This is a genomic window from Paractinoplanes pyxinae (assembly GCF_026626335.1).
GTDB lineage: Bacteria > Actinomycetota > Actinomycetes > Mycobacteriales > Micromonosporaceae > Actinoplanes > Actinoplanes pyxinae.
The window spans coordinates 106,186-128,825 of record NZ_JAPNTZ010000016.1 but is presented as its reverse complement, the minus strand read 5'-3'; the positions used below and the strand labels follow the sequence as shown (position 1 = coordinate 128,825).

The window sequence follows — 22,640 nt, the reverse complement described above, 5'->3', positions numbered from 1 at the left end:
GGCCGATCGAGTGTGGCGGGTGGCGCTTCGACCAAGAGTTTCGCCTCGATGGACGTGCCGTCCCCGGCAGACTGCTCATCCGGAACCAGGGTCGCTTCGCAGGGCCTGGTCGGCGAATTCGGTGTCTATCGCGACGTCTGACGGACCGGGAAGTCCGTGCCACTTCGGACCAGGTGGTGGAGCTCGTCCCGGAACCGGGTCATCCACTGGTCGATCTCGGCTCCGGTCCACCACAGCCGCCGGGGCGAGTATTCCCAGACGATGCGGGTCGTGCCGCCGACGACCGCGCATTCGACGTGGAGCGGCGGTTGCCGTACGCCGGCCCCAGGATCGCGCACCTCACCGATGGCGGCCGCGCTCAGGGAGAAGAGGCCGCTGCGGGTCCGCGCCGGCATCTCGCCCTGGAAGGTGAACGAGAGCGTCGGAGCCGGGGCTTGTCGCAGGTCCGAGTCGTCGCTCAGGTACTTGAGACCTTCGAACGACAGACCCGCGGACGGTACAGCGGCCAGCCGTTCGCCCACCGCGGTCAGCGTCTCGGCCGGGTCCTGGGACCGGCTGTCCTCGAAGGCGAGCGGGAAAGCGCAGTGCAGGCTGCCGACTGTCCGTGAGAGATCCAGGCCGTGCACCGCTGTCTGCCTGCCCGTGCCGGTGAGCTCGACGACGAGACGCCCGCAGCTCCACTGGCGCTGAGCGGTTCGCACCAGCGCTGTGAGCACGGTGGTGGCGAGCGGCGCGCGGCCGGCGTCCGGCCCTTTCGTCCGTACGTTGCTGAGCGCGCGCGTCTCTTCGGGCGGCAGGCGGAGGCGGGCGGTGGTCAGCTCCTCCGCCTGCACGGCGGGATGCGCGAGCGGGTCGTAGGTGGCCGGTGGTGGCGCTGCGAGCTGATGACGCCAGAAGTCCAGGTCCGCCTGGGCGGCCCGGCGGGCGAAGTCGTTCATCCACCCGGTGAACACCTCGAAGCGCGCCGATGTCCGGGCCGTTCGCAAAGGCTCGTCCTGTTCGTCCAGCCGGCAGAGCTGGTCCAGGTCATCCAGCAGGATGCGCAACGTGACCGCGTCCATGACGAGGTGGCTGACCGCGATGAACAGACGTTGCCGGGAGCCGGCCTCGACCAGAAGGAGACGCATCAGCGGGCCGTGTTCGACGCTGATGCGGCGATGCTGCTCGCTGAGGAGCGCCGGGAGCGCGTCGGACCGGTCCAGCGTGACTGACTCGACGGCGAAACTGCCCTCGATGTCGCCGTAGCGCTGCGCGAATCGGCCGTCGTCCCGGCGGAGCCGCAGACGCAGAGCCTCGTGCCGGGCGACCAGGGCTGACGCGGCCCGGCGGAGGCGGTCCGGGGTGAGCCGCTGCTGGACGTCTAGCATGACCGTACGGGTTCCCCCATCCCAGTGGCCCAGCTCCAGGGTGTGACGCTGCGCGGCGCTGAACGGGACGTCACCGACGTACGGAGCCTCGCCCGGTTCGGGGCGCGCCGGCTCGAAGTGCCGTACCAGCGAGTTCGCGATCGCCCGCAGGGTCGAGTGGTTGCCGAAGCTCGCCGGCGGCAGGCGCGTTCCGGTCCGATCCTCGACGCGCTGGGCCAGATGGATCAACCCGAGCGAGTCGAGGCCGACGTCGAGGAGCGGCCGATCCACCGGCACGTGGTTCGAGTCGGTCAGGTGCAGCACCTCCGCGACTTCGGTCTGCAGCAATCGGAGCACGTACTCCGGCTCGCCGGCCGGGCCCGCCCGGGGCAACGTCTCCCACGTCGATCCGCGTTGTCCCGGGATCGCCGACGAGCGCAGCGAGCCGACCGTCCACTGCTGCTTGCACTGTGCGCGCCGCAGCTTGCCGCTGGTGGTCTTCGGAATGCTGTCCGGGCTCAGCAACAGGACCTCGTGACACTGCACCCCACAGTGCGAGGTCACCGCGGCCCGGATCGCCGAGGCCGCGCGGTCCAGCGGGATCGGCTCCCTGTTCCGCAGGACCTTCTTGCGCAGTTCGGCCGCCACCACGACCCGCTCGACCCCGTCGACCCGTACCCCGAAGGCGACCGCGTTGCCCGGCCGCAGAATCGGATCGGCCGCGACCACCGCTGCTTCCAGGTCCTGCGGATGAATGTTGCGGCCGCCGACGATGATGAGGTCTTTGAGGCGGCCACAGAGAAACACCTCGCCGTCTTCCCCGATGACTCCGAGATCCCCGGTACGCAGGAAACGTCGCCCGTCGTCCGGACCGGTGGCCGGGCGCGCGGCGAAGACGGCCGCGTTCTCCGCCTCAGTTCGTCCCCAGTAACCGCTGGACACGCTGGGGCTGGAGATCCACAGCTCGCCGACGGCGTAGGGTGGCCGCGGCCGCCGGGTCACGGGGTCGACGGCGATCACCGAGACGCCCCACTCCGCGTCCGGCACGCCGCTGCCCACGAGCGTCACCACGGGTGCGCCCGGGGCCGGCGCGACGATCACGCCGTCGCGATCCAGCCGGGCCCGATCCCCGTGCAGCAGCGTCGGCCTCCGGCCGGCCCGCCCGCACACGAACAGCACGGCCTCGGCCATGCCGTAGACGTTGACGAACGACGCCGGATCGAAGCCCGTGCGGCTGAGCGCGGCTTCGACCCGGTCCATCGTGGCGACCAGCATCGGCTCACCGCCCTGCAGGGTCGAGCGGACCGATGAGAGGTCGAACGAGTCGCCGTCGCGCAGACCGCGCAACACGTAGTCGTAGCCGAAGTTGGGCCCGGCGATGTGCGTGCCGCGGTAGCGGTCGATCGCCTCGAGCCAGAGACGTGGGGCGGCCAGGAACGTCGTCGAGGAGAAGGCGATGCAGCGCGCCCCGGTGTGCATGGCGTTGAGGATCCCGCCGGCCAGCCCCATGTCGTGGAACAACGGCACCCAGCCGACGAGCACCGACTCGCTGTCGACCCGGGTGTTGCGTGCGATCAGCTCGAGATTGTGCGTCAGATTCCGGTGCCGTACGACGACGCCCCTGGGCTCCGAGGTCGAGCCCGAGGTGTACTGCAGGTACACGATGTCGTCCGGGCCGAACCGGGCGGCTGCCCGGGCCAGCCGGGCCGAGGCCGCCTCCGGGCCGGCGCGTTTGACGCGATCGGACACCAGCCAGGCGACTTCGGGCCAGCTCGACGTCTCGCGGCCGCGCCAGCGGCCCGACACGCCGTCGCGTACCGACGCCAACGTGATGAGCGCGCGGTACCTCGCGTGGGTGAGGGCGAAGCGTGCGCCGCTGTCCTCGGCGATGTGCCGGAGCTTGGGCAGCTCGCGATCGAGATGCCGCGGGTCGGGGCTGGCCACCGGGACCGCGATCGCTCCGAGCAGCATGCACCCGAAGAAGCCCGCGACGAACTCCAGACCGTCGGGCGGGAAGATCAGCAGCACACGGTCGCCGGGCGCGACCCCGGCCGCTTGAAGGAAGTCGGCGACGCCGGCCGCCCGCCGCACGATTTCCTGGCGGTCAGCCGCGTCTGTCTCCTTCCCCTGGCGATCGAGAAACGTATAGAGAGCCGCCCCGGGAGCGGCGTCGAGGCGGTCGGCCATGGTGGTCAGCAGGCTCGCGGACATCCGGGGCTCCGATGGATGGAGGAGTGACTCGTTCGGACGTTACACCCGTCATCATGAAGCGGACCGGTCCTGCTGTGCACTGCGTCCTATGGTCCCGTCATTGCGACGAGCCGATGCCTGGCAGCGGGCAGCCCTGATCGGAATTCGCCGAAGGCGACAAAAGCCATCAGGCTGCCAGCTGCTTCCGGATCGCCGGAAAGTCCAAGACGTACCACATATGGTCGAAACGGCCGTCGCGGAATTGGTAGAAGGAGCACTCGGTAAAGGTGACGTCCCGGCCGGTCGGCTGAAGTCCCAGCCACTCCTTCACGGGGGTTCCCGTCACGGTGAGCCGGGCCGCGACCCGGCCGTCCTCGATAATCAAGTCATCAAGGTGCCAGAAGTAATTCTGTACCGAATCCACCGCTTGCCGCATTGCGGCTACGTATTCGTCGCGAGTGATGATCTCGCCGTTGAAACTGATCGTGTCATGGACGAATTCGGTCATGCGGTCGAACTCGCGGGCATTGGCCGCCTCGAGGTAGGCGGAGTAGATCTGACGCAATCCAGCAATAGTCATCGGTATCCCTTTCAGCGCGGTGGCTGCGTGGCCGGGCCGCCGGCCTCGATCACCGGCTACGCGCCGATGCCGGCGTTGGCGCCCGTGATCGCGACGACGGTGTTGTCCAGGGAACGGGTGGAGGCGTGGGGCATGGGGGCTCCCGGTGGATGTCATGATCTTGTGCGGACTGCGCATACCCAGCCTCGGCCGAAGTACCGCTGCGGCCGGTCCTGAACCTGATTTCTCAACTGAACGGCAACCGAGCCGAATATCCGGCCGTGTGGTCACGCAGAGGCAAGCGGCGAGCGGCGCGATCCGGTTCACGGTTGTTCGCGACGTATCTGGGCGCCAGTCTGCTGCCGATCGGGGCGCTGGCCACGGTGTTGCTCGACGGCGTGCAGGAAGACGCGGCCAAGCAGGGCCGGGATCAGGGCGTCGCGCAGGCGGCCGTGATCGCCGAGATGGCTGTGGCGCCGGCCCTCGACGCCGCCGACCTGAGCCGGGGACTGACCGAGAGCGAGCGCGAGTCGCTGGCCAAGGCGACCGATCTGGCGCTCTTCCACGGTTCGGTCCTGCGGATGAGGCTGCGCACCTTCGCCGGCCAGGTCGTCTATTCCGACGACGGGTCCACCTCGGGTGGCGTGCCGGTCTCCGACCCGGCATTTCAGTCGGCGACGGTGGGGGTGGCCGGGGCCACCATGATCGTGGACGCCACCGAAGCCGGTGGCAAAGTCATCCGGGTGCTGCAACCGGTGTTCGCCCGGGCATCCGGTGAGGCGATCGGGGTGCTCGAGCTCTACCTGCCGTACGACAAGATCGACCAGCGGCTGCACGAGCAGATGGCGGTCACCTATTGGCGGCTCGGCGGTGGCCTCGGCGTGCTCTACCTGGCGCTGGGCCTGATCTCATGGTCGACGACCCGGTCATTGCGGCGTTACGCCGCCCGGCAGGAGTACGAGGCTCTGCACGACGGGCTGACCGGGTTGCCCAACCGGGAGGCGTTCCGGCAGCGGGCCACCGCCGCTCTCCGCGACGAGAACGGGGGCGCCGTGGTCGTCGTGGATCTCAACCGCTTCAAGGAGGTCAACGACACGCTCGGCCATCACGCCGGCGACGAGCTGCTCAAGGTGATCACCGCGCGGTTGCGCAGCGGCGTGCGGCAGCAGGACACGGTGGCCCGGCTGGGCGGCGACGAGTTCGCTCTCATCGTGCCGGGGGTCGGCGCCGATGAGGTACAGGTGATGCTCGAGTCGCTGCGGACAGCGCTCACCAGCGAAGTCGTCCTGGACGGCGTGCCGCTGACGATCGAGGCGAGTTTCGGGATCGCCCTCTACCCCGCGCACGGCGCCGAGGTCGAGGAGTTGCTGCGGCACGCCGACGCGGCCATGTATCAGGGCAAGCGGGGAACGGCCGACATCGTCGTCTGGGCCGGCGAGCGGACCAGCCATCCCACCCAGTGGCTGGTGGTGCAGGCGGAGCTGCGGCACGCCCTGGACCGCGACGAGCTGGTGCTGTTCTACCAGCCGAAGGTGAGCCTGGCCGACGGCACGATCTGCGGGGTGGAGGCGCTGGTGCGCTGGCAGCACCCGGAGCGCGGTCTGCTGCCGCCGTCGGAGTTCCTTCCGGCGGCCGAGCAGTCCGGTCTGATCGAGCCGCTGACCGCGTGGGTGCTCCGGCGGGCGCTGGCCGACCAGGCGGCGTGGGTCGCAGCCGGCCGTGACTGGACGGTCTCGGTGAACGTCTCGGCCCGTAACCTCGAGGCGGCCGACTTCGCCGGGATGGTGGAGGCGTTGCTGGCCGAGTTCGGCACCGCGCCCGACCACTTGGTCATCGAGGTCACCGAGACGGCGATGGTCGACGACCGGGCGACCTCGATGGCGGCGATCCACCGGCTCGCCGGCCGGGGGATCGGATTCTCGATGGACGACTTCGGCACCGGCTACACCAGCCTGGAACGGCTGCGCGGGATGCCGCTGGCCGAGCTCAAGATCGACCGGACCTTCGTGGCGACGGTGCTCGAGGAGAAGGAGAACCAGGCGATCGTCCACGCGGTCATCGCCCTGTCGCGGGGGCTGGGCTGCCGGGTCACCGCCGAGGGCGTGGAGACGGCCGAGGTCGCCGACTGGCTTGCCGCGGCCGGCTGCGACGAGGCGCAGGGCTATCACTACTCGCGGCCGATGCCGTGGGCGCAGATTTCCGCACCGGTACCGGAGGAAGCAATCCGATGAAGAAGCTGCTGATCTCAACGCTCGCGCTCGCGCTCCTGACGGGATGCGCCGATCAGCCCGGCGAGACAGCCGGGCAGAGCGCCGTGCAGTTCGACCAGGCGCTGCACGATTCGCTGCCGCAGGCGGTGCGCGACCGTGGCTACATCCGCTTCGTGACCGACGCCAGTTACGCGCCGATGGAGTCGTTCGCGGCGGACGGCCGTACGATCGTGGGGTTCGAACCGGATCTCGCCGACGCCATCGGTCAAGTTCTGGGCATCAAGATCCAGATCGTGACCGGTCCGTTCCAGACCGCTCTGGACAAGGTGGCCGACGGCACGTACGAGGGCGTCCTGTCGGCGATGACCGACACCGCCGAGCGGGAGAAGAAGGCGGACTTCGTCGACTATCTCTCGGCGGGCTCGTCGATCATCGTGCAGCGCGGCAATCCGCACCGGATCACCGCTCTGACCGGCCTGTGCGGCAACGTCGTCGCCATCGAGAAGGGCACCATCCAGGCCGACCTGCTGCACCGCTCGCAGAGCGAGTGCGATGCCCGGCCGATGAAGATCAACGAATACCGTACGAACGCCGACGCGCTGCTGCAGCTGCGGACCGGGCGCGCGGTCGCGGTGCTCAACGACTTCCCGGCGGCGACCTACCTGGCCACCGACTCGCGCACCAAGGACTACTACGAGCTGGCGTCGAACGAGCAGTACGACCCGGGCCTTATCGGCATCCCGTTCGCCAAGGACAACAGTCAGCTCCGCGACGCCGTGAAGGGCGCGCTGGACCGCCTGGTCGCCGCCGGCACGTACGCCGATCTGCTGCAGCGCTGGAATCTCAGCAGCGGCGCGGTCAAGGCTGTATCGATCAACAGCGCCACGCAGGACTAGAGGCCGCGGACCAACAGCGACGGCGGTCCGGACGGGTGGCCGCCCTGGCGCCGGTGGCCAGGTTCCACCAGAGTGGAGGCATGGCAGTCACGATTCGAGCACTACCCGCGCGATCGACCGTCGCCGGCTCGCGGACGACCGCAGTCAGCGACCGCCTCATGATGCGGGCCGCTCGGTGATCGCCCGTGTCTGGCGCGGGGTGGTGCGCGCCGACGCCGTTGCCGCCTATGCGCGGTACGTCGACGAGACCGGCGTCGCGGAGTACGCGCGTACCCCCGGCAATCGCAGCGCCCAGGTGTTCACCCGCGATCTGGGTGACGGCACCGCGGAGATCCTCGCGCTGAGCACCTGGACCGGCTGGGACGCTCTGCGCCGCTTCACCGGCGACGACGTGGACGCCATGGTGCTCTATCCGGAGGATGAGAAGTACCTGGTGGAACCGCCGCAGCTGAACCACTACGACGTTCGCTCGCACCCGGGCGTTGCACGCGAGGTGGCGGAGGCGTTCTCCGCCCACCGGTTCGCCGACGCCTACCCGTTCCTGTCCTCCGACGTCACCTGGGTCGTCCGGGGCGGCGAGACCCGGCAGGGCAGCGACGCGGTGCGAGCGGTGTGCGAGCAGACGCTGGCCGATCTCGTCGGCACGCGTACCGACTTCCTGAAGTTCGACACGATCGCCGACGGCGACCGCGCCGCCGTGGACACCCTGGCCCGCTACACCGACCCCGACGGCGGAGTGACCGTGGTCGCGTCGTGCGACCTGTACGAGTTCCGCGACGGAGCCTTGGCCACGATCACGTCCTATTACGCCGAGTGCCCGGACGACTGACCCCGGCGGGTCGGCTTGTCCCTCCAAGGTCACGGTCAGATCGGACATCGAGCTGCGAGCCGCGTCTCACTCCCAGCTCAGCGGCCATGCGAGGCGGCAGATCTCATGAGGCTGCCAGGTGCGGCGTGCGCGGGGCTTCCCGGCCGACTCCGCGTACCGAAGGGACCACATCATGTCCGCTGAAGCAGACGCGTCAGGCATACGGCTGGAGCACACGCCGCTGTCCAGCCTGGCGCTGGTGGGCGTGCCTACGCACGACGCCGGTGCGGCGAGCGCGACGCTGAACGCCACCCAGCAGGTCGGCGGCTCCCTCGGCACGGCGCTGCTGAACACGATCGCCACCAGCGCCATCACCGCGTACATCGCAAGTCACCTCACCGCCGGCCGGCCGCCGTCGCAGCAGGTGCAGCTGGAGGCGCAGGTCGACGGTTACGCCGACGCGTTCATCTGGGCCGCGGGCCTGATCCTCCTGGTCGCCGTCATCACTGCGGTCCTCATCAAGGTCCGCAAGGACGAGCTGCCGAGCGGCGAGGCCGCCGTCCACGTCGGCTGAGTGAGCCGTCCCTGCCGGATCCACAGATAGGGCAGCCCGCGCCGCCCGGCCGGGCGCATCCGTCCCGATTCAGTCGTGGACTTTGCTCCGGGATTGGTAAAGCAGATCCTGGTATTCCGGGTGGCGGGCGATCCACCCTGCGTAGAACGGGCAGATCGCCAGCACCCGGAGGTTCGCGCTGCGCGCCTCGTCGAGAGAGGCCCGCGCCAGCGCCGCCCCTACTCCCTGACCCTCGTACCTCGAAGGAACCTCGGTGTGCACAAAGGCGATGAGCTCCGCCGTGCGGATGTACTCGGCGATGCCGGCGATCTCGGACCCACCTTCCAGCCGGGCCTCGTACCGTCTGGCCTTGGGAACGTCTTTCACTTCAACTGTCATGTGTCCTCCATTTGTGTGTCTCTTCCGCCACTGACCGGCTCACGCGTTGGTCGATGCGCGGTCTTGTGGCGTGTTGGTCAGGGGCTTCTGCCAGATCAGGGCGGCCACCACACCGGTGAGGATCACGGCGGTGAGGGCGAACGGAATCGGGATGAGCGGGTCGACCAGGACCAGGACCGCGCCGAGCGGGACGATGACGTTGATCTGGCGCCCGGCGCTGCGGCGCAGCACGAGCAGCCAGATCCCGAGGATGAAGACGGCGATCGGAACGGTGTAGGCGAAGGACGCGACCACCGGATCGAGCTCGCTGTGGCCGGTGATCACGTCGACCTCGGCTTCGATTCCGGCCGACAGGGCGCCGGCCGCGGCGAAGACGAAGTAGTGACCGTAGCCGTAACCGAGCGAGAGACCCAGGCCGTCGATGGCGGGGTGGTGCGGCGCCCAGAAGTACACCCACCACAACGCGGCCGTGACGACGAGGGTCAGCACGGCCACCCTGATCAGCGGCCCGGGCCTGTCTCCCTCGTGCAGGGCCTCGATGATCGCGTTCGCCGAGGCCAGCAGGCTTTCGCCCAGCAGGATGAGGGTGAACAGGCCGAACCGTTCGGCCAGGTGGTGCGGATGCCACGGGGTCCGGGCCCGTCGTTCCGCGGCGATCGGCACCGCGAGCTCGGCTCCGACCAGGGCGATCACGGCAGCCCAGAACGCGGCGGCCGGCAGCAGCAGGGAGGCCAGCCAGAACACCTGAACGACGGCGATCCCGACGGCGTACGTGGTGGTGGACCGGCGGGTGTCCCCGGCCGAGCGCGACGCACGCATCCACTGCGCGACGAGCGCGATGCGCATCACGACGTAGGCCAGCACGATCACGGCATAGTCCTGGTCCTCGAACGCCGCCTGGATACCGGAGGCGAGCACGAGCACGCCGCCCATCTGCACGATGGTCAGCAGCCGGTAGAGCCAGTCGTCGGTGTCGAACGAGGTGGCGGACCAGGTGAAGTTCATCCACGCCCACCAGATCCCGAAGAACACCAGGGCGTAGTTGACGATGCCTTGGAACAGATGCGCTTCGTTGAGCTGGTGGTGCAGCTGGACGGAGGCGATGCTGACCGCGACCACGAAGACCAGGTCGAAGAAGAGCTCCAGGGACGACGCGGTCCGGCCGGCCTCGTCCGGGTCTCGTGGCCACATCGGCACGAGCCGGAAGCGAGACGTGGGTTCATTCATGGGTGGCTCACTCAGCTCTACTCATCGGGCTGTCAGTGAAAACCGTGTTCCTGCAACAGGGTCAACCGGTGCTGCTCGTGCCGGCCGACCAGCTCGACGCCTTCGTCGACGGGCTCGCGCGAGACATCGCCGCCCTTCCCGACGGCGTCGTCGCGGCGGCCAAGCGCGCCATGGTGCCGGCCGAGCCACCTCGTGGACACCGTCGCGTTGGGGCGTCCGTCTCGTCGGAGTCTCGGTCGGTCTGGCCGGCGTGGGTCTGGTCGTCGAGGCGATCGACGGCATCTTCAAGGACGTGCTGTACTACGTGCTCACCGACTTCGTCGCGGGCCTGCTCGGGCGTATGTCCTCAGTGCACGGACGAGCCTAGGATGCGGTCATGGAGCTGCACACCGATCGGCCGCATCCGGCTCGGGTCTACAACTTCCTCCTCGGCGGTGACGTCTTCTTCGAAGCCGACCGGATAGCTGCCGAGCAGGGAATGAAGTCCAATCCGGCCAGCCGTGTGCCGCCCCGGGAGAATCGGGCGTTTCTTCGCCGAGCCGTCCGGTATCTCGCCGCCGAGCAGGGGATCGACCAATTCCTCGACATCGGGACCGGCATTCCGAGTGCGCCCAACGTCCATCACGTCGCCGAGGCCGTGCATCCGGCGGCGCGGGTGGTCTACGTCGACCACGACCCGATCGTGCTGGCCCACGCGCAAGGTCTGCTGGACGGGGACCCGGCCGGCGTGACCGACTTCGTTCAGGCCGACCTGCTTCGTCCCGCGGCGATCCTGGCCGCCCCGCAAGTCCGAGCGGTTCTCGACTTCGACCGTCCGATCGGGCTTCTGCTCGTCGCGGTCCTGCACTTCGTCGGTGACGATCAGGACCCGTACGGGATCGTCCGTGCCCTGACCGATGCCCTGCCACCGGGTAGTTTTGTCGCTTTGTCCCACCTGACCGGCGATTTCGCCCCCGAGTCGTGGGCGGCGGTGACCGAGATCTACCGGCGGCAGAGCGTGACCATGCGGGTGCGGTCCCGGGCGCAGATCGAGGGCTTCTTCGACGGCCTCGAACTGGTCGATCCGGGACTGCGGGTGCTCACCCGGTGGCGTCCTGAACCCGGTGAGCCCAGCGAAGAGCCGGATGCCGCCGTCTCGGTCTACGGCGGGGTGGCCCGCATTGTCAGCGCGGGCCGGACGCCGCGGTGATGGCCTGAGGCACGGTGTCGAAGACCCGGAAAGCCGTCTGCAGGCGACGGGCCGTCAGGACGCCCCGGATGAACTGGTTGGAAGCGACCAGTACCAGGTCGCCGCCGCGGCGGCGGGTGGCGTCGCGGGCGCCGGTGAGCACGGCCAGACCGAGCGAGTCGACGGTGCCGGCCGAGACGAGGTCGACGATGACCACGGGACGCAGGGCCACCGCGTTGTCGAGCACGTCGCGCAGCGCGCCGATCACGTCGAGGTCGATATCGCCGGTCACCCGGACCAGTGCTGCCTTCGGAGTCACCGCCGTCGAGAATCCGGCGCCGTGAACACTGGGAACAACGGTCACGTCGTCACCTCCGCTATGTCGTCTGTCGTTGCCGCCGTACGCCGCCAGTCTGTCTCCGCATTACGACGGTTCCATGACAGAGCGCCGCTCGGTCGTCGCCCGGTGCGAGAAGGGCCGCTCGCGCAGGCGTGCGCGATGCTGGGAACCGGTGGCCGGCCGGTTCCTGGTCGCAACCGGACACCGGAGGCGTTCGGATCGGTTGCTCCCGTCGACTAGACACGGTGATGTCGATCGATGGGGAGGCGCTGATGCGCAGAGTGATCGCAGCCGTGGCGATGACCGCGGCGATGGTGCTGGGAACAGCCGTCCAGGCGTCGGCGGGACCGCCCGACCCGTTACCCGGCTCCGGATGGCGGGTGAGCGACGGGCACACACTGACCTGGACCGCGCCGCAGCTGATGGCCGGCGACGCGGTCGTCGAGTTCTACGCCGGCGACAGGGTGCTGGGCCGGCCGAAGACAACCGACCACCGTACGTTCCGGCTCGAGGTGGACCGGCTGCCCAAGCCGACCGAGCTGCAGGTCCGCGCGGGTGGCCGGCGTATCGACGGGCCGCCGCCGCAGGCGCAGCGCCGGTCCGCGGGCGCTGTGAAGCCGCCGGCGCTCGGCCGGGCCGGCGCGTTCGACCCCGGGCGGCCGGGGCCGTACACGACAGTGACCGGGGAGTACACGCTGCCCGGCGTCACGCTGCCGGGCTATCCGGCGGCTATCGAGATGGAGGCCGTGGTCGTCGCGCCGCAGGGCGCTGAAGGCCCGCGGCCGCTGGCCCTGTTCCTGCACGGGCGGCACTTCACCTGCTTCGCCGGTGATGATCCGGAGCAGATCAGCCTGGAATGGCCCTGCCCGGAAGGCAAGACGGCGGTCCCGAGCCACCGTGGCTACCTCGAGGCGCAGCGGCTGCTCGCCTCGCAGGGTTACGTCACGGTGTCGATCTCGGCCAACGGCGTCAACGCGCAGGACAACGACGTCGAGGATCTCGGCGCCCAGGCGCGATCGTCGCTGGTCCGGTTGCACCTGGCCCGCTGGGCGGACTGGTCCGGCAGCGGCCGGGCGTCGGCCCCGGCCGCGGTCCGGGCGGCGCCGCGCGCTGATCTGGCCCGGGTGTTCCTGATCGGACACTCGCGGGGCGGCGAGGGCGTGAGCCGGGCCGCGATGGACAGCCTGACCCCGCCGCCGGCGGACCAGGACGGATACCACGGCCAGGTCCGCTGGACCATCCGCGGCCTGCTGCTGATCGGTCCGACGATCTTCGGGCAGAACGTCGTTCCGGACGTCCCGTCGGCCACCGTCCTGCCCAGCTGCGACGGCGACGTCGCCGACCTGCAGGGCCAGGTGTTCGTGGACGGCACGATCGGCGTCAGTCGCGGGCGGGCGCTGCACAGCGCCCTGTTCATGGTCGGCGCGAACCACAACTACTTCAACACCGAGTGGACGCCCGGGCAGGCGGTGGCGCCGGCGTTCGACGACTTCCCGGACGACATCGAGGATGCGGTGTGCTCGCCCGGCACGCCGACCCGGATCACTGCGGCCCAGCAGCAGCGGGCCGGGGCGACGTACATCGCGGCGGCCGCGCGGCTGTTCGTCGGGGGCGACGACCGGGTGCGCCCGCTGCTCGACGGCACCGGTGTACGGGCGCCGTCCGCCGATCCGGTCCGGGTGCTGAGCCACGCGGTCGGCGGCGCGCGGACACCGCTGATCGATCCCGACCGGAAGGTCCGGGTGAGCGGCGCCGGCGAGCTGTGCGCCGAGGTCACCCGCGACAACGACCGTACGTGCCTGCCTCTCTCGGAGATCGGGCTGCCCCAGTCGCCGCACTTCGCCGACATGCGGGGAGTGCCGGAGGAGGCGGGCCGGTACTCGGTGAAGATGAACTGGTCGCGGGCGGGTCAGAAGGTGTCGTTCGACCCGCCGAGCGCGGTGCCGGTGGCGGACGCCCTGGCGCTGCGGATCGCCGTGCCGCCCAACACGACTGACAACCGGTTCGGCGTCGTGGTGACCGACGACCGGGGGCAGCGTACCGACCTGGGTGAGGTGCGTCTGGACGGGCTGCCGAGCACCGAGCTCCTGCCGCGCTACTGGGCGCAGGAGGTCCGCGTACCGGTGAAGCGGCCGCAGCGGGTCACCCGGCTCGACCTCGTCCCGCGCAGTGCCGCCGGGCAGGCCTGGCTGGTCGACGCGTGGGGCTGGCGGCCGGGAACCCCGGCGCCCCGTCCGGTCGAGCTCCCGCGCGTCGACGTGGGCACACTCTTGGCCGAACCGGTGACGGAGGGGGACACGGGTGTGCAGACCTTCTGGATGCCGGTGCGGGTCAGCGGCGACGGCGGCGGGCAGATTCGCATCTTCGTGACGGACAGCGGCACCGGCGACACCCGCTCCTGGGTGGCGTCGGTACGGCCGGGCGACCGTTCGGTCCGGGTACCGGTCCGGGTGCCGGGCGACACCGTCTACACCGGCGACCGAACGTACGACGTCGGCGTGAAGGCGGTGCGGGGCATGGTGGTCGGCGACTATCTGGGCGAGCTGCTGGTGACCGAGGACGATCCGGCGCCGGCCGTGACCATCACCCCGGTCGCCGACCGGGTGACCGAAGGCGGCACGCTGACCTGGCGGGCCACGATCGACCGGCCCGCCGGTGTGGAGCTTGTCGTGTACGGCCGGCCGACGCCACCCGGCGGCCCGGAGTTGTCCAGCACGGACGTCGATCCGCAGTGGTTCACCGACGCGACGGGGGAGGACCCGGAACCGTCAAGGCCGTTGTCCGAGACCTTCGCGGGTCCGTTCGTCGTGATCCTGCCCGGTGAGACGAGCGCCGATCTGACCATCCCCACCGTCACCGACTCGCTGGACGAGCCGGACGAGCAGGTACGGCTCGAGATGTACGGAACCAACGACGAGACCCCCTTCACGACGGTGATCGGCACGGTCACCGACTAGGCGGTCCACAAGACCGCACAGCGGCAGCCTCCGCAGAGTTGGTGCCTGGCCCGCAGCCACATCGACTCTGCGGAGCGCTTCATGGGGGCGGACACGGGCATGGAGCCGGTTCGCCCGGGTAATGCGCAAGTTCATGCCTGACTTGCGAGACATTCTGAGGGTGCGACCCGACACCCGGCTGGCCGAGATCGACCCGCGCGGCACTCCCGGTCTGCCCGGCGGCAAAACGGTCGGAAAAGACCCGAAGCGGTGGTCGAAGACCGAGGTGGCCGCGATCTCGCAGGAGCTGGCCGGCTATCAGGAGCGGATGTTCGCTTCAGCCAAGGAGGGCGCGACCGACAAGCGTGTGCTCCTGCTGCTGCAGGCCATGGATTGCGGCGGCAAGGACGGCACCGTCCGCAACGTCACCCAGGGCATGAGCCCGGCCGGGATGACGGCGGTCAGCTTCGGCCCGCCCAGCGAGGAAGAGCGCCGGCACGATTTCCTCTGGCGCGTGCGGCGAGCCCTGCCCGCGCCCGGCTACGTGGGAATCTTCAATCGTTCCCAGTACGAGGATGTGCTGATCGTGCGGGTGCACGACCTCGTGGGAGAGGACGTCTGGTCGCAGCGTTACGACGCCATCAACGAGTTCGAGGCCGAGCAGGCGGCCGGCGGGCTGACCATGGTGAAGGTGATGCTGCACATCTCGAAGGGGGAGCAGAAGCAGCGGCTGCTCGACCGCCTCGACGACCCGGCCAAGAACTGGAAGTACAACCCCGGCGACCTGACCGAGCGCGCCCGCTGGGACGACTACCAGCAGGCCTACCAGGACGCGTTGACCCGGTGCAGCACCGCTGCCGCGCCCTGGCACGTCGTGCCCGCCGACCGCAAGTGGTATCGCAACTGGGCGGTCGCCACCCTGCTGCGCGAGACTTTCGCCGACCTCGACCCCCGCTATCCCGCACCCGACTTCGACGTCGACGCCGAACGCGCCAAGCTGCTTGCCGCCGGCTGATCGCGTGCGGTCGAGTGAGGCGGGGGCCGGGCTACGGAGTAGCGCCGGCCCCAGCGGGTGGGTCAGCTGCAGGTGGCGCCGTTGAGCTTGAAGCCGGTCGGGGCGGCGGCGTTGCCGGTGTGGTTGGCCTGGTAACCGATGGTGGTCGAGCCACCGGGCGCGAGGGTGCCGTTGTAGCTCGCGTTGGTCGCGGTGACCGTGCCGGTGGCGGGGGAGTAGGTCGCGCTCCAGCCGCCGGTGATGCTCTGTCCGGTGGCCAGGGTGAAGGTCAGCGTCCAGCCGTTGACGGCGGTCGAGCCGGTGTGGGTGATGGTGACGCTGTTGGTCAGCCCGGTGTTCCACGCGCTGACGGCGCTGGTGACCCGGCAAGTCCCGGTGGGGTTGGCCGGCGGCGTGGTCGTCGGTGGCGTGGTGGTCGGAGGTGTGGTGGTGGGCGGTGTGGTCGTCGGCGGCGTGGTGCCGCCCGCGGCGGTGATGATGGCGTCGATGATGCCCTGCTGGGTCACGGTGGCCGTGCTGCGGTTGAACAGCCCGAACCCGTACGCGCCGTTGTAGCCGTTGTCCCAGTACGCGGTGGCTGCCCCGTACTTCTTGGCGGTGGACACCAGGGTGCGCGCGTAGTCGGCGCGGTACCGGTTGTTCGTGGAGTCCGCCGCGGTCTTGTCGATCGAGCCGTACTCACCGACGAGCACGGGGTAGCCGCGCGCGACGAAGGTGTCGCGGACCTTCTTCAGCTGTCCGTCGAGGTAGTCCGCCTGTCCCCAGGTCGACGTCTTCGCCGGGTTGGTGGCGTTCGGGCCCCACTGCGTGATATTGCCGTCCTCCTGACCCGTGAAGTCCCACGGGTCGTAGTAGTGGACGGAGATCATGAGCCGCTGTTCGCCGCTGGGAATGGACGACGACCGGTACTGGTCGGTCGGCAGGGCGAACCCGTAGTTGCCGACGGTGTAATCGATGTTGGTGTTCCAGCCGGGGACGAGCAGCCACCGAGAGGCATTGACGCCGCCGGTCCGGCGGACGGTGTCCACGAAGATCTGGTTGTAGGCGTTGATGTTCGAGTAGCACGGCTGGGTCGGGTTGCCGTACTGGCCGTCGAACTCCTCGTTCATCGACTCGAGGATGAGATGGTCGTTGTAGCTCGCGAACCTGGTGGCGACCTGCTGCCACACCTTCTGGTACTTGGCCCTGATCGTCGTCTGATCGGCCGCGTCGCAGATCAGCCAGGATCCGCCGACCGACTTGTAGCCGTCGCCGTGCATGTTGATCACGACGTACAGGCCCTGGTCGTACGCGTACTTGACCACTTCCTCGATGCGGTTCAGCCACGCGGCGGTGATCGTGTAGTCGGGTCCGGAGCCGATGTTGCCCAGGTAGGAGACGGGGATGCGGATCGTCCGGAAGCCGGACGCCTTCACCCGGTTGATGAGGGCCTGGGTGATGACCGGGTTGCCCCAGGCCGTCTCGCTGGGGATGCCGTTGTTGCTGGCCTCCAGCTGGTTGCCGAGGTTCCATCCGGCGCCCATGTCGGCTACCAGCTGAGGAGCGGTCAGCTGGGCTGCGACGTCGGCCGAGGCGGGCCTCGTCGCGCCGTACACGGCTCCGGTGAGGGCCAGGGCGGCAGCGACAACTGCCAGCCCGGCCCTCCTTGCCGTCGAACTCATAGAGCTTCCTTTCGTCCAGGTCGTGGCGCGGGACCGGCGGTGACTCCGGTCCGCACCTGGCGAGAAGTGTTGGCCTGCGCCGGCGCTCGTGTCAATCGAAACGCTTCGATTGATGGTGACTGCAAAATGCAAATTTGTCGGCTGGACGCTCGCGCGGCCCCGCCGGGACGCCGAGACTGTGCTGCATGGCGAACCTGGGCGACGTCATGGACGACGTTCGGTGGCACGGCTTCGTCGGCCGGGCCGCGCAGGTGGCCGCCTTCGACGATGCCCTGGCCGGCCGAACGGCTCGTCGCGTGCTGTTCGTCCACGGCCCGGGCGGCGTCGGCAAGACCACCCTTCTGCTGCATTTGCGCAGCCGGGCCCGGCGGGCCGGCCGTCCCGCCGTCTACCTGGACGGCAGCGAGCTCGATCCGTCCCCGGAGGGCTTCGTCCAGGCTGTCCAGTCGGTGGACGCCGGTGCCGCGCCGGTGCTGCTGGTCGACGGATACGAGCATCTCGCCCCGATCGACGGCTGGTTGCGCCGTGACCTGGTGCCCACTCTGCCCGCCGACGGCGTCGTGGTTGTCGCCGGCCGCGACCCTCCCGCGCCGGCCTGGCGGGCCGACCTGGGCTGGCGGGGACTGGTCGCCGTGCACTGCCTGTGCAACCTGGACGAGTCCGACAGTGCCGCCCTGCTCGAGCGGGCCGGTGTCGTCGCACCGGACCGGGAGGCGATCATGCGGCTGGGCCGTGGCCACCCGCTCGCCCTCGCCCTGCTCGCCGACGCGGCTCTGACCGGCGCCGTGCCGGAAACCCTGGCCGACGCGCCGCACCTGATCTCCGCGCTGATCGCGTCGCTGGTGCATGACGCGCCGTCGGAGGCCCACCTGGTCGGCCTGGGCACCTGCGCCAAGGCGCTGCTGACCACCGAGGACCTGCTGCGGCGGACCGTCGGCGACGACGCGCCGCGGGTCTGGGAGTGGTTGCGGGACAGGCCGTTCGTCACGGTCCGGCCGCACGGCCTGACGCCGCACGACCTGACCCGCGCCGTTCTGGAGGCCGAGTTCGAGCGGCGGTTCCCCGACCGCTACCGGGATCTGCACCGGATCGTCCACGACTACGTCGTCGAAGGTCTGCACGCCTCCGCCGGCACGCATCGTCAGCTGCTCGCCCAGCAACTCGCCCAGCTGCACCGCGAGGGGCCGTTCAGCGCCCAGTTCCGCGCGGTAGCGGCGGACGGGACCGTAGCCCTGGCGCGGGCGCGTCCGGAGGAGCTTCCCGATGTCGCCGAGCTGATCGGCCGGCACGTGGGCCCCCGGTCGGCCGATCTGGCTCGCGGCTGGTTCGCCGAGCGGCCGGCCGGCGCGAGTGTGGTGCGGGTCGAGGGTGGGGCCGGCGGTTTCATCTATCACGCGCGGTGCCCGTCCGGCTCCCCGACCGAAGATCAAGATCCGGTGGTACGGGCCATTCTCGATCATGTTGCCCGTGTCGCACCGCTGAGACCCGGTGAGAAGGTCGACATCTCGCGGTTCCTGCTCGGGCGCGACGGTGCGCAGAGTGACCCGTACGCGGTCTTCGCCGGGTCCATCTCGTCGATCATCGAGTGGTGCGGCCGGCCGCTCGCGTGGGCTTTCATCGTGTCGGTGGAGCCGTCGTTCTGGGGCCCGTTCTTCGACTATCTCGCCTTCCGCGAGGTCCTCGAGGTGACCTTCGACGGGCGGCGCCACGTGGTGTACGGCAACGACTGGCGGCGCTTCCCGGTCCACGCGTGGCTCGAGCTCATGGAGGAGCGGGAGCAGTCCGGCGGCACCGGCCCGCCACCGGACTGGATGCAACGACCCCGGCCGCTGAGCCGCGACTCGTTCATTGCCGCCGTACGCGCCGCGCTGCCCAACCTGTGCCGGCCGGACCGGCTCGCCGCGTCCCGCCTGGTCGGCACCCACCTGGGCGCCGATGCCGCCGCCGTGCGGACAACGTTGCGCACGGCGGTGGACGAGCTGGCCGGGTTGCCGCGCGGCGATCGGCTCCGGGCGGTGCTGCACCGCACGTACGTCAGTCCCGCGCCCACCCAGGAAGCCGCGGCGGAGGTGCTCGGCCTGCCCTTCAGCACCTACCGGCGGCATCTCGCCAAGGCGGTGGACGCGCTCGCCGAGCGGCTGTGGGTTCAGGAGACCGGGCAGGAAATGACCGGCGACTGACCTGGAGAGTGAACAGCGCCCGGTCCCATCCTCGGGCCATGACGACCACAACGATCCTGGGCGCCGGCCTCGCCGGTCTGACCACCGCGATGATGCTCCACCGGGACGGCCACGAGGTGACCGTCCTCGAACGTGACCCGGCCGCGCCCGCCGACCGGCCGTGGGACGACTGGGACCGGCCGGGGGTGAGCCAGTTCCGGCTGCCGCACTACCTGCTGCCGCGCTGGTGGGCGGAGTTGCGCGCGGAACTGCCCGACGCCGCGGCTGCCGTGCAGGCCGCCGGCGCCACCGTGGTCAACCCGTTGGCGGCCCTGCCATCGGATATCCGCGGCCCGGATCGCGACGGTGACGACCGGTTCGCCACGGTGACGGCTCGTCGCCCGGTCCTCGAGGCAGCCCTGGCGTCGGCCGCCACCGCCGCCGGGGTCGGCATCCGGCGCGGTGTGCGCGTCACCGGCGTACGCACCGACGGCCACCTTCCGGTTCCCCGGGTCACCGGCGTCACCACCACCGGCGGCACGGTGAGCGCCGACCTGGTGATCGACTGTGGCGGCCGCCGGTCCGCGCTGCCGGCGTGGCTGGCCGCGGCCGGCGCCCGGCCGGTCGCCGAGGAACGTTCCGACGCGGGCTTCGTCTACTACGCCCGGCACTTCCGGTCGCCGCACGGCCGGCTCCCGGAGATCAGATCGATGCTGATCCAGCCGTACGACTCGCTGTCGGTGCTGACGCTGCCGGCCGACCACGGCGTCTGGAGCGTGGTGCTGACCACCAGCGGCAGGGACAAGGCGCTGCGGGCACTGCGCGAACCGGCAGTCTGGTCGGCCGCGGTCGGCCGCTATCCGGCGGCCGCGGCCTGGCTCGACGCCGAGCCGATCACCGGCGTGGACGTCATGGCCGGCCTGGAGGACAGGCTGCGCCGGTACGTCGTCGACGGCCGACCGGTCGCCACCGGCGTCGTCGCGGTCGGCGACGCGTGGGCGTGCACCAACCCGTCGCTGGGCCGCGGCGCCTCCTTCGCGATCATTCACGCCCGCGTCCTGCGTGACGTCCTGCGCGAGGTCGGTGTGGCCGACCACGACAAGCTGGTCCGCCGGTTCGACGAGGCGACGGCTCAGGTCGTCGAACCGCTCTACCGCGCCACCAACTTCGTCGACACGCACCGGCTGGCCGAGATCGAGGGTGACGTGTCCGGTGTGCCGTACCGGCCGGACGACCTGCGCTGGCTCGCTTCGAAGGCGCTGTTCGCCGCCGCCCTCCGCGACCCCGCAGCGCTACGCGGCTACCTGTCGATCAGCTCGTTCCTGGACACCCCCGACGAGGTCTTCGCGACGCCGGGCCTGCGGGACCGGGTCCTGGCCCTCGGCCTGTCGGCGCCGCAGTACCCGCTGCCCGGGCCGTCCCGCGCCGAACTCCTGGACGCCGTCGCCGGCGGTACCCGATGAACATCCCCGCTGCTGTCGATTCGACGACCCAGCTCGCCGGCGCTCAACGCATGGCCGTTCAGGCGGCGACGGCCACCTCGTCGGGGCCTTCCTCGATGCCGTCGCCGCCACGGCGTTTCACTCGGTACATCGCGCGGTCGGCCCGCTCCACCATGTCGATCAGGGTGCCGGCTCGGCCGCTGACCAGGCCGATGCTCACCGTGGCCGGGCAGTCCGGGATGTCGCGGACGGCGCGGACCATGCGGGACGCGACTTCCTTGGCCACGGCCGTGCCGGCCCCCGGCAGCAGGGCCACGAACTCGTCGCCGCCCAAGCGGGCGATCAGGTCGTCGTCGCGAATCTGGGTCGAAAGTGCGCGAGCGATCGCCCGCAGAGCAGCGTCGCCGGCGGCGTGGCCGGCGGTGTCGTTGATTTTCTTGAACTTGTCGGTGTCGATGACGAGCACCGCTACCAGATCGTCGGGGCGGGCGGAGGCCTGAACAAGCGCGCGGTCATAGGCGCGCCGGTTGGCGATGGCCGTCAGCGAATCGAGGTCGGCGGCCTTCGAGGCCTGCTCGTGACTCTGCCGCAGAGTCTCCAGCGACTTCATCATGGTGACCGTGTGCAGGGTGCGCTGCCGTTGCTGCCACAGCGCGGCGGCCAGCGTGTCGCCGTAGGCGAGACCGGCCCTCGCGCCGGCCGAACCCGAATCGGCCAGCAGCAGCGCATGGGTCCGCCGGGTGGCCAGCGTGATGGTCAGCCCGGCGTCGGCGGGCAGGGTGGCGATCGCCTTCTCCAGCACCACCATCGCCTCGTCGGGGCGGCCGGTGCGGCGCAGCGCGACCGCGTGGAACGGCCGGCTGTACGCGAGCAGCGCCGTACTCATCCCTTGCGATTCGAGCACGCCCAAGTGGTGGCCGATCTCCTCGGCGGCGGTCGCCGGGTCGTGCCGGTCGGCCTTCGCACAGGCGGCCAGCAGCAGGGCGTACTCGTGCCAGACGTCGGCGGCCGAGCCGTCGGCCTCGGCGGCCGCGCGGCTCGCGATGATCTCGGCCTGGGCGGTGTGGCCCTCGGCGGCTGCCACCTGGCCGACCGAATACAGCTCCAGGGCCCAGTGCAGGTGCAACTCGGCGATGTTCGACAACCACATGGCCCGGTTGCCGTTCTCCTGCCCGTCGAGCACGGTGATCTCGTACGCGGCCTGGTAGTGCTCGCCGACCAGCTCGAACAGGCGCAGATCGAAGTAGCTGGCGGCGACCGCGACACGGCCGTTGATGGCGGCGACCGGCTCGGTCTCCCGCATCACCAGGTTCTCGGCGGCGACCAGATCGCGAAGGACCTCCTCGAGGTCGTAGTCGGCGCCGTCGACCTCGCCGACTTTGATGCGCTCGGAGGCACGGGTGGCGATGGCGCAGCCCAGCCAGCCGGGGCTCTGCTCGCGCTCGGCCACCGCCGCCATCCGGTCGAGTCCCTCCCGCGCCGCACAGAGGTCACCCAGCATGTTCAGCGCGATGGAGCGTACGAAGTGCAGGCAGGCGACGTCCCCGCCGGGCTCACCGAGCAACTCTTCCACCTCGACGAGCACCTCGGCCGCGTGACCGCCCTGCGCTCTTTCGAGCAGGTGCGCCGCGTGCCGCGTGACGTCAGTCATCGCGCCTTCCACGTAGGGGCCATCGGCAGACCGGGAGCCCACTCCAGGAAAACGGCGAAGTTTCGGCACCGCATACAGCG

General features: G+C 70.2%; 17 protein-coding genes. 9 read left to right on the top strand and 8 right to left on the bottom strand.

The window, feature by feature from the left end; translation table 11 throughout:
- Window positions 1–125: 125 nt before the first annotated feature.
- Window positions 126–3,557, bottom strand: a complete 3,432-nt coding sequence (locus OWR29_RS37180) for an AMP-binding protein (protein WP_267568199.1) — start codon at window positions 3,555–3,557, stop codon at window positions 126–128.
- 166 nt (window positions 3,558–3,723) lie between these two features.
- Window positions 3,724–4,116, bottom strand: coding sequence for an ester cyclase (locus OWR29_RS37175; RefSeq protein ID WP_267568198.1), 393 nt, complete (start codon window positions 4,114–4,116; stop codon window positions 3,724–3,726).
- A 308-nt stretch (window positions 4,117–4,424) separates the two neighbouring features.
- Here OWR29_RS37175 and OWR29_RS37170 point away from each other — a divergent pair, with 308 nt between their 5' ends.
- From OWR29_RS37170 to OWR29_RS37155, 4 genes are all read left to right on the top strand, one after another.
- Window positions 4,425–6,326 (top strand): putative bifunctional diguanylate cyclase/phosphodiesterase, encoded by a 1,902-nt coding sequence (locus tag OWR29_RS37170; RefSeq protein WP_267568197.1) that lies wholly within the window; start codon window positions 4,425–4,427, stop codon window positions 6,324–6,326.
- Window positions 6,323–7,201: an ABC transporter substrate-binding protein gene (locus OWR29_RS37165; protein WP_267568196.1), complete on the top strand. Its 879-nt coding sequence runs from the start codon at window positions 6,323–6,325 to the stop codon at window positions 7,199–7,201. The genes OWR29_RS37170 and OWR29_RS37165 overlap by 4 nt, the downstream gene beginning before the upstream one ends.
- Window positions 7,202–7,376: 175 nt before the next feature.
- Window positions 7,377–8,030, top strand: coding sequence for a nuclear transport factor 2 family protein (locus OWR29_RS37160; protein WP_267568195.1), 654 nt, complete (start codon window positions 7,377–7,379; stop codon window positions 8,028–8,030).
- A gap of 172 nt (window positions 8,031–8,202) precedes the next feature.
- Window positions 8,203–8,583 carry an MFS transporter gene (locus tag OWR29_RS37155; RefSeq protein ID WP_267568194.1) on the top strand — a complete coding sequence of 127 codons (381 nt, stop codon included), beginning with the start codon at window positions 8,203–8,205 and terminating at the stop codon, window positions 8,581–8,583.
- Between the two features lie 69 nt (window positions 8,584–8,652).
- Here the strand turns inward: OWR29_RS37155 and OWR29_RS37150 are convergent, their stop codons facing one another.
- From OWR29_RS37150 to OWR29_RS37140, 3 genes are read right to left on the bottom strand one after another with little or no spacing between them, the layout of a single operon-like run.
- Window positions 8,653–8,961, bottom strand: a complete 309-nt coding sequence (locus OWR29_RS37150) for a GNAT family N-acetyltransferase (protein WP_267568193.1) — start codon at window positions 8,959–8,961, stop codon at window positions 8,653–8,655.
- Between the two features lie 39 nt (window positions 8,962–9,000).
- Window positions 9,001–10,188, bottom strand: coding sequence for a low temperature requirement protein A (locus OWR29_RS37145; protein ID WP_267568192.1), 1,188 nt, complete (start codon window positions 10,186–10,188; stop codon window positions 9,001–9,003).
- Between the two features lie 32 nt (window positions 10,189–10,220).
- The gene (locus tag OWR29_RS37140) at window positions 10,221–10,388 is read right to left on the bottom strand and encodes a hypothetical protein (protein WP_267568191.1); all 168 of its coding nucleotides are present in this window, start codon (window positions 10,386–10,388) and stop codon (window positions 10,221–10,223) included.
- A 176-nt stretch (window positions 10,389–10,564) separates the two neighbouring features.
- Between OWR29_RS37140 and OWR29_RS37135 the strand changes: the two genes are divergently transcribed.
- Window positions 10,565–11,377: an SAM-dependent methyltransferase gene (locus tag OWR29_RS37135; RefSeq protein WP_267568190.1), complete on the top strand. Its 813-nt coding sequence runs from the start codon at window positions 10,565–10,567 to the stop codon at window positions 11,375–11,377.
- Here OWR29_RS37135 and OWR29_RS37130 read toward each other — a convergent pair.
- Window positions 11,352–11,720 (bottom strand): STAS domain-containing protein, encoded by a 369-nt coding sequence (locus OWR29_RS37130; RefSeq protein ID WP_267568189.1) that lies wholly within the window; start codon window positions 11,718–11,720, stop codon window positions 11,352–11,354. The genes OWR29_RS37135 and OWR29_RS37130 overlap by 26 nt on opposite strands.
- A gap of 248 nt (window positions 11,721–11,968) precedes the next feature.
- Here OWR29_RS37130 and OWR29_RS37125 point away from each other — a divergent pair, with 248 nt between their 5' ends.
- Both OWR29_RS37125 and OWR29_RS37120 read left to right on the top strand, forming a co-directional pair.
- The gene (locus OWR29_RS37125; RefSeq protein WP_267568188.1) at window positions 11,969–14,653 is read left to right on the top strand and encodes an alpha/beta hydrolase; all 2,685 of its coding nucleotides are present in this window, start codon (window positions 11,969–11,971) and stop codon (window positions 14,651–14,653) included.
- A 160-nt stretch (window positions 14,654–14,813) separates the two neighbouring features.
- Window positions 14,814–15,647 (top strand): PPK2 family polyphosphate kinase, encoded by an 834-nt coding sequence (locus OWR29_RS37120; RefSeq protein WP_324291294.1) that lies wholly within the window; start codon window positions 14,814–14,816, stop codon window positions 15,645–15,647.
- Window positions 15,648–15,709: 62 nt separating this feature from the next.
- Here OWR29_RS37120 and OWR29_RS37115 read toward each other — a convergent pair whose 3' ends face one another.
- Window positions 15,710–17,308, bottom strand: coding sequence for a cellulase family glycosylhydrolase (locus OWR29_RS37115; protein WP_267568186.1), 1,599 nt, complete (start codon window positions 17,306–17,308; stop codon window positions 15,710–15,712).
- Between the two features lie 185 nt (window positions 17,309–17,493).
- Between OWR29_RS37115 and OWR29_RS37110 the strand changes: the two genes are divergently transcribed.
- Both OWR29_RS37110 and OWR29_RS37105 read left to right on the top strand, forming a co-directional pair.
- On the top strand, window positions 17,494–19,488 hold the full coding sequence (locus tag OWR29_RS37110; RefSeq protein ID WP_267568185.1) for an AAA family ATPase: 1,995 nt from the start codon (window positions 17,494–17,496) through the stop codon (window positions 19,486–19,488).
- A gap of 38 nt (window positions 19,489–19,526) precedes the next feature.
- Window positions 19,527–20,930 carry an FAD-dependent oxidoreductase gene (locus tag OWR29_RS37105; RefSeq protein WP_267568184.1) on the top strand — a complete coding sequence of 468 codons (1,404 nt, stop codon included), beginning with the start codon at window positions 19,527–19,529 and terminating at the stop codon, window positions 20,928–20,930.
- A gap of 58 nt (window positions 20,931–20,988) precedes the next feature.
- Here OWR29_RS37105 and OWR29_RS37100 read toward each other — a convergent pair whose 3' ends face one another.
- The gene (locus OWR29_RS37100; RefSeq protein WP_267568183.1) at window positions 20,989–22,560 is read right to left on the bottom strand and encodes a GGDEF domain-containing protein; all 1,572 of its coding nucleotides are present in this window, start codon (window positions 22,558–22,560) and stop codon (window positions 20,989–20,991) included.
- Between the last annotated feature and the right edge of the window lie 80 nt (window positions 22,561–22,640).